The organism is Pseudoalteromonas sp. MM1, from assembly GCF_030296835.1.
Classification (GTDB): Bacteria; Pseudomonadota; Gammaproteobacteria; order Enterobacterales; family Alteromonadaceae; genus Pseudoalteromonas.
This window is the reverse complement of the sequence record NZ_AP027923.1, coordinates 514,027-526,318: the sequence shown is the minus strand read 5'-3', so window position 1 is coordinate 526,318 and position 12,292 is coordinate 514,027. Positions and strand designations below refer to the sequence as shown.

Annotated in this window: 10 protein-coding genes; 4 read left to right on the top strand and 6 right to left on the bottom strand. The window is 39.6% G+C overall.

Annotation, left to right across the window (positions count from 1 at the left end):
• The first annotated feature begins 1 nt into the window (after position 1).
• Both QUE46_RS18995 and QUE46_RS18990 read left to right on the top strand, forming a co-directional pair.
• Positions 2–1,690: a hypothetical protein gene (locus tag QUE46_RS18995; protein ID WP_286248080.1), complete on the top strand. Its 1,689-nt coding sequence runs from the start codon at positions 2–4 to the stop codon at positions 1,688–1,690.
• Between the two features lie 189 nt (positions 1,691–1,879).
• A complete protein-coding gene (locus QUE46_RS18990) occupies positions 1,880–2,887 on the top strand; it encodes an isocitrate dehydrogenase (protein ID WP_055013662.1) in 1,008 nt (335 codons plus the stop codon).
• 202 nt (positions 2,888–3,089) lie between these two features.
• On the opposite strand, the gene QUE46_RS18985 is transcribed toward QUE46_RS18990, so the two are convergent.
• Positions 3,090–6,089, bottom strand: a complete 3,000-nt coding sequence (locus tag QUE46_RS18985) for an immune inhibitor A domain-containing protein (protein WP_286248075.1) — start codon at positions 6,087–6,089, stop codon at positions 3,090–3,092.
• A gap of 444 nt (positions 6,090–6,533) precedes the next feature.
• Between QUE46_RS18985 and QUE46_RS18980 the strand changes: the two genes are divergently transcribed.
• Complete coding sequence (locus QUE46_RS18980; protein WP_286248073.1) at positions 6,534–8,258, top strand: acetolactate synthase 3 large subunit; 1,725 nt, start codon at positions 6,534–6,536, stop codon at positions 8,256–8,258.
• Positions 8,258–8,755, top strand: a complete 498-nt coding sequence (gene ilvN, locus QUE46_RS18975) for an acetolactate synthase small subunit (RefSeq protein WP_004586403.1) — start codon at positions 8,258–8,260, stop codon at positions 8,753–8,755. The genes QUE46_RS18980 and ilvN overlap by 1 nt, the downstream gene beginning before the upstream one ends.
• Before the next feature lie 206 nt (positions 8,756–8,961).
• Here the strand turns inward: ilvN and QUE46_RS18970 are convergent, their stop codons facing one another.
• The 5 genes from QUE46_RS18970 to QUE46_RS18950 form a co-directional block, all read right to left on the bottom strand.
• Complete coding sequence (locus QUE46_RS18970) at positions 8,962–9,237, bottom strand: HU family DNA-binding protein (RefSeq protein WP_004586404.1); 276 nt, start codon at positions 9,235–9,237, stop codon at positions 8,962–8,964.
• A gap of 206 nt (positions 9,238–9,443) precedes the next feature.
• On the bottom strand, positions 9,444–9,983 hold the full coding sequence (locus tag QUE46_RS18965; RefSeq protein WP_286248062.1) for a DUF3833 domain-containing protein: 540 nt from the start codon (positions 9,981–9,983) through the stop codon (positions 9,444–9,446).
• A gap of 1 nt (position 9,984) precedes the next feature.
• On the bottom strand, positions 9,985–10,458 hold the full coding sequence (locus tag QUE46_RS18960; protein ID WP_286249266.1) for a chalcone isomerase family protein: 474 nt from the start codon (positions 10,456–10,458) through the stop codon (positions 9,985–9,987).
• A 50-nt stretch (positions 10,459–10,508) separates the two neighbouring features.
• Positions 10,509–11,021 carry a DUF2878 domain-containing protein gene (locus tag QUE46_RS18955; protein ID WP_286248060.1) on the bottom strand — a complete coding sequence of 171 codons (513 nt, stop codon included), beginning with the start codon at positions 11,019–11,021 and terminating at the stop codon, positions 10,509–10,511.
• Positions 10,996–12,258 (bottom strand): cyclopropane-fatty-acyl-phospholipid synthase family protein, encoded by a 1,263-nt coding sequence (locus QUE46_RS18950; protein WP_286248058.1) that lies wholly within the window; start codon positions 12,256–12,258, stop codon positions 10,996–10,998. The genes QUE46_RS18955 and QUE46_RS18950 overlap by 26 nt, the downstream gene beginning before the upstream one ends.
• Between the last annotated feature and the right edge of the window lie 34 nt (positions 12,259–12,292).

Here is a 12,292-nt window from a genome sequence, read left to right as displayed (position 1 = left end):
AATGGATGAGCCTATTTCAAAACAGTTAGTGCGGTTACTGCATAATACACAGCAAATACTGACAATTTATAATGACAAAACGCAGTGGCAACATCTTTATCCGCTTGTTGTACAAACAGCCCAGCACTATCGCGTTTTGTATCAGCAACACCCGCACGCTTTACAAGCGCGTTTAAGCTTGTACACAAGCCACTACGACTTTGCTACAAACCTAGTTATTAACCAATGTGTTATTAGCACCGCACTGTGTGCTAGCCAGCAGTATGATGACGAACTAACCGAGCTTTATATTGGAGTTGCATTAGTAGAGCATTGCTGCGTTGTAGCGCAGCATAATAAAATTGCGCAGCAGCAAATGCTAACACTCAGTGATAAAAAAATATGGCGTTTTCGCCACCAGCTAGCAGCAAAAGTGTTGCTCAGTGCACAGCACCCTACTCAAAATAGCGTGCGTATGTTGGCTAAATTAAATAAGTATAAGCAAGCCTTACTAAGCACTAGCGACATAATGCTATACGACAATGCCATAACCTTGTGTGCATTAAGTAATATTATAGCGATGAACATTACCTATACATCAAAAAAGAACCCATTGAATTTTTACAAAGCTTTGGGTGAATTGTATGTCAAAACAGCTAACCCATTTGCGCAAAGGTTAATTAAGGATTTAATAGCGCACATAGGTCCGCACCTGCCAGGCAGTAAAATTGTTTATAGCGACCAAGCAATGGTTTATCTCGCAAGTGATGAAGCTAACAAGCATATACTTATTAATGCCAATAATGAGAAAAAACTGGCGTGGTACAAGGTTAAAACCTCACTTAAAGATCAACCACTGCAATGGCTATGTACTGATAAACGGGTATTATTTTTAGCCTGGAACAATGAGCACCTAGTCCGTAAAGCCTCGGAGCAGATAAGTTCAAAGGCCGAATTAATCGCATTAGTGAGCCATATAAAAGTAGCGCATGAATATAGTTTTAAAGGTTTAAATAAGTTACTGGCTCCGTTTAGCGAAATAACACATAAGCTTTGCCAAGCAGTCAGGCCTTATAACAATCAGCATCAAGCCGCCAAAGATTTACGCCATAGCTTATCAATGGTTGGCTACGACAATGCACCGGCAATTATTCAGCGAGTAATATTTGAGCAATTAGTGGATACATCACATCATCCGCACAAACATATAGTACTCAATAAACTTAATAGCTTTATTCGTATTTTAGCTTTAATGGTAAGTAATAACCCAACTCAGCAATTTGAACATATAGCCTTGCCCATCTATGGCTATGTGCATTACTTATTAACCCATTGCAGTGCACAGATCTGTGCAAAAGTAAGTATTAATAGCGCGCCTAACCAAACCTACAGTGCCCCATTAGCCGCCTTTTTTGGGGTTGAAACGCTTGATAATGAGCATTTAAATACAGAATTAACTCAATTACTAAGTGATAATCCATGGACCAAACCACTGCTCGATGCTGAACAACAACCCAAAAAAGAGCTTAACGAGCAGCACACATTATGGATTAGTTTAAAGGTCGTGGCGCAAACTATTTTTAAACCCGCTTTACCTTTAACGCCTTGGCAACAACACACTTTAAATGCGCAGCTAAAAGCACAAGGCTTTAAATCTGAGGATGATTTTTTTGCGCAACTGCAAGGCTTATCGCTATATAACAGCATTTAAGTCACTTATGCTGACTATAAACACAGGTTATACCCTGTATTTATAGTATAAACTGGCAAAATGGGCGATAAGTTGGTATAAATGCGCCCTCAAAATTTATCCACATACGTCACATAAATGACCTAACAAGCAGTTACTATTATCAGTAATAATTTATGTGCGTTTTTTATTCTTTTAAAGGAAAAGTCAATGGCCAAACAAACCATCACAGTGATCAAAGGCGACGGCATCGGTCCGAGCATTATCGACTCAGCACTTGAAATATTAAAAGCCGCAGGTTGCGATTTTGATTATGAATTTGTTGATGCAGGCCTTGCTGCACTAGAAAAAACTGGCGAGCTACTTCCTCAAGAAACAATTGATACCATCGCTAAAAACAAAATCACGCTTAAAGGTCCATTAACGACTCCAGTAGGTGAAGGTTTTACGTCTATTAACGTAACATTACGTAAGCAGTTTGGTTTATACGCAAACGTACGCCCTGTTAAATCATTTGTTGGTACTAAAGCACGTTACGATGATATCGATATCATTACTATTCGTGAAAATACCCAAGGTATGTACTCTGGTTTAGGCCAAGTAGTAAGCGAAGACGGTAACGAAGCAGAAGCTAAATCTGTAATTACTCGCGAAGGCGCTGAGAAAATCATCACGTTTGCTTACGAGTTAGCAGTGCGTGAAGGCCGTAAAAAAGTAACCGCAGTACATAAAGCAAATATCTTAAAATCAACTTCTGGCTTATTTTTAAAAGTTGCACGTGAAGTTGCTGAGCGTTACCCGCAAATTGAATCTACTGAAATGATTGTTGACGCAACATGTATGAAGCTAGTAATGACACCAGAAGAGTTTGACGTTGTAGTAACAACTAACTTATTTGGCGACATTTTATCTGACCTTTGTGCTGGCTTAGTTGGCGGTTTAGGTATGGCACCAGGTGCAAACATTGGTGAAGATGCAGCTATTTTTGAAGCAGTACACGGTAGTGCACCAGATATTGCTGGCAAAAACCTAGCAAACCCGACTTCTGTAATTTTAGCGTCTATCCAAATGCTTGAGCACCTAAATATGGGCGACACGGCTGAGCGCATTCGCAGCGCAGTAGCTGATGTAATTAAATCTGGCGATCGCACAACACGTGACTTAGGCGGCAGCCACGGTACAACTGATTTCACTCAATCAGTAATCGACCGTTTATAATTTAACAAGGTTAATCTTGTTTTAAGCCTAAAAAGCCAGCATCTTGCTGGCTTTTTTGTATTTTTACCTTTGCTAATTACATCACTTGGCATAACTAAATTTTTAATTATAAATGATTTTTTAATTGCGCAAGCATCACCTTTTATACCACTGGTGTTAAGTTATTAGACATTTAAATCGAATCGTTTTACTGCAAAAATAATTAAACATTTTTGCTAATACGCCTATAAAAACCACCTATCACTAATAGCGCGATTAAATAACCTATTGCCCCACCACTTGATGAAGATTCACTTTGCGCTGCTTGTACCAAGACTGTTAGATCACTATTTATAACGTCATTAGTTTGACTGTCTGTGAGTGTAAGTTTTACTGTATAACTCCCTGCACCTTGATAATGATGACTTGGGTTTTGCGTTGTACCTAGTGGGCTACTATCACCATAATCCCAGCTATACGTATAACTACCAGATCCACCCAATGGTGAACTATTAAATTGTACCGCTAAATTATTTGCCGTATAGCGCGTACTTAATTGCAGCGGTGCGTTAACACTCAAAGCTTGTTGTTGGCTAACACTTACCTCTTGCGTATCGGTTACCATCAATGCCAGGGTGTAATCGCCAGAGTAGCTAAATTGGTAATCTAGGTTTTCAGTTTGCGATACAAGCTCACCATCTATAAGCCAACTCATAGTGTAAGGTGGTTCCCCGCCACTTACGATTGCTTGAGCAGATAACGTTGCACCGTTTAACTGATACGCTAAATTTTCAATTTCTAGCGGCTTTGTAATGGTAATTTGTTTAGATTGTGTTTGCGTAGCCGTCTCACCCGTTGCCGAAAATGTAACGCTATAGGTGCCGTAATCGGCATAGGTATGAGTAGGGCTTAGCTCAGTGCTCGATTGCCCATCGCCAAAGTCCCATAAAAAAGTGTCTGTTGGGGTTAACTTTAAACCTGCTACATTAAAGCTAATAGTTGCCTCGTTTATTGTAGTGATTATTTGCTGTAGCGCATCATAGCTGAGTAAAAGCTCTGCAGTTTCACTTTCAGGATGTTGGCTAACTATCTCAAAGTTAAATCCTTGGGGTGTTAACACCACACCTGATTCAGCCTGCTGCATGAAGCTGTAATCAAAATGGTCATTAAACTTACTAATTGCCGCTAAGTCTTGATCGCCTAAACCGGCACTTTGCTGATATAAACTAAATGCAGCGTCGCGCACTTGTATAGGTGTATCTGCCAATGTGCTGCCACTTGTACCGCGATAAATTGGCTTTTGATCTGCATCAACCACTAAATTAAAACCGCTCCCAGGGTGATCAGTCGTGTTGTTGTTATCATAAGCACTATTGCTATACCACAATAAAACACCTGGTGAATATTGCTCTGTTTGTAAGCCAGCATCCATCCCTCTGTATGCGCGTAGCTGCAGATAGTAGTGGGCTGCTTTAGCATAAATATAACTACTCACGCGGCTAAAACCATTTAACGCTAAGGTAGTACTTGGCTGCTCTGCGTTATTTTGCCAAACCACAGTATTGTTGTGTGTTATTTTTAAATCATCGGCTACAAAGCCATAATAATGTGTGTTTGTATCGGTAACATACTCAATACTTAATGTAATGGTTTGTCCTGCATATTGTGTTAAATCAAACTCATGCTTTAAAAAGCCATTAGGTTGCTGCGCATCTGCATGTAAAAACGAATCACCACTTATATACGGGCCTATATCGCCATAATAGGGGTTGATCTCGGTTGTATAATTACCAACTAAAGGGGTTTGATTTACCTTTACTTGCACAAGGTCATAATCACGCTCAATACTGTAGTAAGCTAAAAAGCTAAGAGTCAGTGATGTAGCCGCCTCAGGTAAAGTCACAGTTTGAGAAAGTGTCTGTGTTAGATTATTACCCGTACCAGAGTAAAATTGAAAATCACCTTCTACCGGGGTTTTAAATTTTTCGAGCTGCTGCGCAAGGCTCACTTTAATTTGGCTTTGCTGCTGAGAAAGTGAGCTAGTATAAACAAGCGACTGCAGAGGCTGGCTGTTCACTTCCTCCATGGTTAAATTAAGCTGGTTCACCCAATTGCCTTGGTATCTGTTTTGTAAATACTCAAGCGCCTGCGCACTAAACATAACCGGCTGTGAGCCCCTAGGCCCACCAGCCCAGCTACCCGTAGACATTATTGACCAAGACGATACAGGCTCACCCACCGTATTTGATTGTAAGTCGTATTCATCTGCTAGTCCTAAGTCATGACCAAATTCATGCGCAACCACACCTATGCTGGCATCGATTGGATTTATTGTATAACCCGATAACTTAACGCTACTACCGGCAATACTGACAGGTTCACTGTTTTCATCAAATACGTAGTAGCGGTGAGACCATATTGCATCAACGCCTAAATAGCCTCCACCAGATTCTTCACCAATACTTGAATGAAAAACCATAACATGATCGATAATGCCATTTGGCTCGTTGATTATGCCATCGCCGTCAATATCATCTAAATCTGTTAAATCATATTGCGTTAAATCAATATCAAATTGCGCTGTGGCTTTTTCTACCGCTTCTTTTATCAGTGCGGGGGCATTTATATCGCGTGTGTTGCCTACGCGTTCACCATAGGTTTTTGCATTATTATCTGCCCTAACCCACCCGTAAACTTGCCCATTAAAAGTTAGGCTAGCACCCGATGCGTCGTAGTAATAATCGTGTACGCTGCTAAGCGTTTCATTATTTGGGCCAACAAACCCACCCTTATTAAAAAGTAACTGTTGGTAATGCTCCTTTGTATAATTTTCGTAATACATGTCGGTATCATCATCAACTAGATGATTGTCGTCGTGTTTTAAATCAGGAAAATCAATTAAAATAGCCAGTACTTTAACCTCATTCAGCGCGTTGCTAGGGCTAGCCGTACTGGCATATTGCAGCTGCTTATTGGCTTGCTTAGCTGTGAAGCGATCTTTCATGGCCGAAACAGGTTTTAGCAGTAAAGGGCTAAGCCGCGCAGTATTCGCTAAGTAGCTTTCAACCGTTGGCTTGTTAGTGGTCTGTTGAGTATCAGCGCGTTTATTTAACCAGTACTCTATTCTTTGTTTGTTAATAATACCTGGGTCATGCGCACTGGTATTTGCTGCGTTAAGATTTAGGCTGCAAAGGAATAAGCCAAGCCCTATTATTTTTTTCACTGTATCTTCCCCAGATAAATTATTGCTCTATCATACCTAATATATGCATGGAGCACAGTGCTCAAATCACCTATTTACCCATTATGATTACTCGGTAAAATTAGCATAATTTCTTCATATTTTTTATATAACTACAAATAGCGTGCAATTTTTTAGTATTAAAATAAATTAATTTGAAATTTTAATCCAAAACAGCTCTTTCAAGGTTGACATAAGCACGTAAAACCCTTAAAAATAACCCCATATAGAATTTTTAATCTAAAGCAGCATTTTGCTTTTTATAAAGTGACAATTATGAAAAAACAACTTCACCTTTTAATCGTACTCGTAGTGGTCTTAGTGATAAGCCCAGCGGGGATGTATTAAAAAGTGAAATTGCTTTTTAAAAACCCTCGCACTACGCGGGGGTTTTTTTATGCATAAACAGCGCACAGAGGAATGAGGATGAGCAAACAAGAGTATAATGGTTCTGAACTAGTTGTTCGGGCATTAAAAGAGTTAAAGGTTAAGTATATTTTTGGCTACCCTGGTGGCTCGGTTTTAGATTTATACGATGCACTTTTTCAACAAGAAGACATTGAACATATTTTAGTACGTCACGAACAAGCCGCAACCCATATGGCTGACGGTTATGCCCGTGCCACTGGCGAAGTTGGTGTTGTACTTGCTACCTCAGGCCCTGGCGCAACTAACTGTATTACAGGTATTGCTACCGCTTATATGGACTCAATTCCAATGGTAGTATTATCGGGGCAAGTACCTACTAGCTTAATTGGTGATGATGCATTCCAAGAAACTGACATTGTTGGTTGTTCTCGCCCGGTTGTAAAGCATAGCTTTAACTGCAGAAGCGCTGAAGAAATTCCGGCTATTTTGGCAAAAGCGTTTTACATTGCCAGTACTGGCCGCCCAGGCCCCGTTGTTGTTGAGCTACCAAAAGATATGCTTAACCCAGCAATTAAGTTTGAGTACAACTTTCCTAAAACAACAGAGCTTAGAACCTACAGCCCAAATACAAAAGGCCACTCTAAACAAATTCGCAAAGCGGTTAGTGCTATTTTAGAAGCTAAAAAACTGGTTATATACTCAGGCGGCGGTATTATTTTATCTAACACCTCAGAGCAATTAACTCGCTTAGTTGAATCGCTAAATGCACCTATCACTAATACATTGATGGGCTTAGGCGGTATTTCAGGTATTCACCCAAATTACGTGGGTATGCTGGGCATGCACGGTACGCTAGAAGCTAATAAAGCTATGGCAAATGCCGATGTAATTTTAGCACTCGGAGCGCGTTTTGATGATCGTGTAACCAATAATGTTAAAAAGTTTTGTCCTAATGCAACCATCGTTCACGTAGATGTAGATCCAACCTCTATTTCTAAAACAATTAAAGCACACATTCCAGTTGTGGGCTGTTTAGCCACTGTGATGGAGCAACTGCAAGCCGGCATAGATAAAAGCAGTATTCAAATTGATCGCAGTGCACAAGAAGATTGGTGGCGACAAATTATTAGCTGGCGCGAACAAAAGTGCCTAAGCTACAACACCGATGGCGATAAAATTAAGCCTCAAGCGGTTATAGAAGCAGTGTATAAAGCGACCAATGGCGACGCGTATGTAAGCTCAGATGTAGGGCAACACCAAATGTTTGCAGCGCAGTATTATCCATTTAAAAACCCTCGTCAGTGGATTAATTCTGGCGGTTTAGGCACCATGGGCTTTGGCTTACCAGCTGCTATGGGTGTTAAGCTTGCCTTTCCTGATAAAGAGTCAGTGTGTGTAACCGGCGATGGCTCTATTCAAATGAATATTCAAGAGCTATCTACATGCTTACAGTACAACTTGGCTGTAAAAGTGGTTTCGCTAAATAACCGCTCATTAGGCATGGTACGCCAATGGCAAGATATGATTTACGGCGGTCGCCATTCATCATCTTATATGGACTCATTACCTGACTTTGTAAAACTAGTTGAAAGCTATGGCCATGTTGGCATAAAGGTAGATACGTTAGATGAGCTACAACCTGCTATAGATAAAGCCATGAGCATTAACGACCGTTTAGTATTTTTAGATATTAACGTTGATGAAAAAGAACATGTATACCCAATGCAAATTAAACTAGGTGGCATTGATGAGATGTGGTTACGTAAAGGAGTAAAAGCATAATGCGTCGTATATTATCTATTTTATTAGAAAACGAACCGGGAGCCTTATCTCGCATTGTCGGGCTTTTTTCACAGCGCGCCTACAATATAGATAGCTTAACAGTGGGCACTACTGATGATGAGTCACTGTCACGTATCACCATTACCACTATGGGTGATGATAGAATCGTTGAGCAAATTACTAAACAAGTTAATAAATTAGTTGATGTACTTAAAATTATTGATTTGACCGAAATGAGTCACATCGAACGTGAATTATTACTTGTTAAAGTATTTGCCCAAGACGAAACCACACGTGCAGCGGTTACACGCGTTGTAGATGTGTTCCAAGGTGCTATTTTAGATATGGGTCGCCAAAGCTACAGTTTACAACTGGTAAGCAGCACAGACAAAATAGAATCGTTTTTAGACACCCTACGCCATGAAACCGACATTATTGAAGTGGTGCGCTCTGGTGCTGTGGGTATTGGCCGTGGTGACAAAGCATTAAAAGCGTAATTAATTAAAGCTTAAGCGTTTTATATTAAATCCCTGCTAAGCAATTAGCAGGGATTTTTTGTGTTAAGCCCTGCTTTATATTCCTTTGCATAAAGACCTAATTAGGCATGTGGAAATAAACTTAACCAAGTTAAGCTCACTACTTTAATGTAGGCAAAAAAAAAGAGCTAAATAGCTCTTTTTTAAAAAATTCTGTAAAGCGCCAATTAAGGGTTTACTTGGTCTTTAAGACCTTTACCTGCTTTAAAGCTTGGGATAGTTGCCGCTGCGATTTGGATCTCAGCACCCGTTTGTGGGTTACGGCCAGTACGTGCTGCACGTTCTTTAACTGAGAAAGTACCAAAACCTACTAATGCAACTGAATTACCTTCTTTTAAAGAAGAAGTTACAGCGCCAGTAAACGCGTCAAGTGCACGTGTAGCAGCGGCTTTAGAGATTTCTGCATCAGTAGCGATTTTTTCAACTAATTGAGCTTTATTCATTGTTAGATTCCTATTCGTTATTATTTTGCCTTCGCAAAACCTATCTTTATGCATTTTTAAAGAGTTAGCAACAGCAAATTGCATTTTTTGCTTAAATACTTCGAAAATGCGTAAAATTTTAATAATTCTCGGTAAAATACAGCGTGTTGGGTTAACTAAAACTTAATTTAAGTACACAAAAGGCACACTTTAAATAACACACTGCTCTATATTTTTTCGATAACTAAGGTCACTTCCCCAACCTCGACACCAAACTTAACAATAGACGTTCGGTTTATCAAGCGCGATTGTGTAACCAGGTACATCCAATCATCAAAATTAACCTCAAGCGTACTGCCGTCATAGGGTAAGGCCACATTGTAGTTCCAATGAAACACACTGCCTGCGCTTTTACCGGTTGCTATGCCAAGCACATCATCAGCACGTCCCACTAAGCTATTATCGTCATTAAGCGTGACATACCAAATACGCTTTTGTGTTTCACCATCATCATACACAAAGTCTTCCTCTATAACGCCCTCGTGACCTTCCCAGCGCGCATTCATAGTGACAACAAGTTTACGTGTCAGTTCGCCTTTATAATCTTGCACAACGCCGTATGCTTTCAAATCGCCGCTAAAAAACGCTTTAAAATCAAATTCTGGGTTGCTGCTATTGTAGTGATCTACTTTTGGCGCGGAGCAGCTCACTAAAAATAATGCGACCATTAAAATACATAGCTGTTTAAATTTATTTATATTTCGCATGTTAATTCCCTAATAACTGTTTTCTAAGTGCTGGCTCTGAGGTGTTTGGGCTTAGCCAAATAGCTAAAAACTGGTTGGCAAATTGTGAGTCTGTAATTTCACCTAACTTTTTTTCATTATGATAAAAAGTAGTCTGACCGCTTGGTGACGTTTGTAAGCTTAACGACTCGCCTTTTTTAATGTCTGGCCAAAGAGCGAGCAATTTATCAGCATACTTAGCTGATAAATCACTTTTACCTAAATGTTGCCATTGCTCTTCAGTGGCTTTAACAATGTCTTTTGCTGCAAAATCTCGTAAATAGGTGAGCTTAAATTTTACTGGGTGATCCTGTTGTTTATAACTTCCTGAGCGGGTGTATAAGGTTGCATCGTAAACATCCCAAAATAAATATTCCATGCGCGCCTCGCCCACTTTTTTAAAGTCAGTCTGCTCTTCACTAAAACTCAACGGGGTAAAAAAAGTAGCCATAATCATTGTGGCCGTTACTGCACATATTTTTGCGGTAATATTCATACAAGCTCCTGTTATTGCTTGCTAAAATTTAAAAGCGCTTTAATTTTTTGGTTAATAATAAGAATTAATGTAAAGGCTGCAGCCCAAAGTGAGCCGTACAGAAGCCAAAATGCCCAGACAGGTGAATAAATACTAAGCACGCCAAATTGAGCACCTGAATAATAACTAATTGGCGCAAAGGCTAAGCACACTAAATAGGCTTGCCAAAGTTTGAGGTTAGTAATAAACGCCATTGATGTGTTTAAGCAAAGCAATAATGCAGCCCATAGCAAGGCTAACCAAAGCGGGAAAGGTGATACTTTAAACTCCAGAAGGTTTAGCTGCACAGCAAGGTATTCACATAACAGCGCAATAGGTAAAGCTTTGGCTAATAGCAGCCCATCGAGCTTATGCTGCTTTGATAAAACAAACATAAGCACAACAATAATTGATGTGTATAAAACAGATTGAGCTTCTAAAAACAGTGATAGAAACCACACTGTTTGAAAAAGCACAAAATTAATAATTAAGGGCAATTTCGTCATTTTGACTAGTAAAACGTGGTTTACGAGCCGTTAAATGAACAGTACTAGTTGCTCGCGTTCTAAAAGCACCTTCACAGTAAGCAAAGTAAAATAACCATAACCTGTAAAAACGCTCATCAAACTTGTCACTGTCTAAGGTGTGCCAGTTATCGATAAAGCGTGTGCGCCAATCGGCTAGTGTTCTAGCATAATGCGCACCTATGTCGTTTACAGTATGAATAACCATATCGGTATTGTTTTTAATTTGCTCGCTCATCTCATTAATTGAAGGCAAACAACCACCGGGGAAAATATACTGCTGAATAAAGTCAGAGTTTTTTAAATAATGTTGATAACGTTGATCGCCAATAGTAATTGCTTGAATAAGCATTGCACCGTCTTCTTTAAGCAAGCTATTACATTGCTTAAAGAAGCTTGGTAGATATTCATGCCCTACTGCTTCTATCATCTCTATTGATACGAGCTTGTCGTATTGACCTTCTAATAAACGATAATCGAGCTTGAGCAAAGTTATATTATTTTCAAGCCCTAGCTGTTTAACCTTGTTTGCAACATAGGCATATTGTTCATCAGAAATCGTTGTTGTGGTTACATGGCAGTTGTAATGTGTGGCTGCGTAAATAGCAAACGCCCCCCAGCCTGTGCCAATTTCAATAACTGAATCCCCTTCGTTTATCTCTACCTGCTCACAAATTTGTTTTAGCTTATTTTGCTGAGCGTCCTCAAGTGAGGCGTCTTTTTCAGGATAAACAGCGCAAGAATAAAGCATTTCATCACTTAAAAATGACTCGTATAAATCGTTACCTAAATCGTAGTGTGCAACAATATTCTTTTTCGAACCAGATTCTGAGTTGCTGTTTTTGAGATGGTTGAACCGGTGAGCTAAGCCACTAAAAAACGAGAATTTTTTTTCAAACGCATCTAGTTGTTTTTGGTTTATAGCAAAAATTTCGATTAGTTTGGTCAAGTTATCACACGACCATTGCCCAAGAATGTAAGACTCACCCGCCCCCACACTGCCAGATAGCGCAAATGCTTTATACATGGCGGTGTCGTTAACGGTAATAGTGGTTTTTAAGTCTGAATGTTGTTGACCAAATACTGCTGAGCAACTGTTCTCAACTAACACTATTTGGCCTGTTTCAATACTTGCAAAGGCTTTGGTGACTAGCTTTTTATATAAGTTTGTAAACCAACCTGTTTGCTCTTGGCAATTTATACTTGAGACTTTTTCCATCTTAAACCCTTTATAATTGTATCGCTACCTGCAA